The 326-nt window shown below is 54.3% G+C and carries 1 rRNA gene; it reads right to left on the reverse strand.

Annotated elements, in window-relative coordinates:
* Positions 1-326 (reverse strand): 23S ribosomal RNA (locus tag GH754_RS19350); the annotation flags it as partial.

Raw genomic sequence — 326 nt, forward strand, 5'->3', positions numbered from 1 at the left:
TTCGTCCCGAAGGACTAACTCGTCCCCTTAACCTTCCAGCACCGGGCAGGTGTCAGCCCCTATACTTCGCCTTTCGGCTTCGCAGAGACCTGTGTTTTTGATAAACAGTCGCTTGGGCCTTTTCACTGCGGCTCATCCAGGCCGAAACCTGAACGAGCACCCCTTCTCCCGAAGTTACGGGGTCATTTTGCCGAGTTCCTTAACGAGAGTTATCCCGCTCACCTTAGGATTCTCTCCTCGCCTACCTGTGTCGGTTTGCGGTACGGGCACCCACATCCTCACTAGAGGCTTTTCTTGGCAGTGTGAAATCAGGAACTTCGGTACTC

The sequence above is a fragment of the Salinibacillus xinjiangensis genome (assembly GCF_009649735.1).
Classification (GTDB): Bacteria; Bacillota; Bacilli; order Bacillales; family Alkalibacillaceae; genus Salinibacillus; species Salinibacillus xinjiangensis.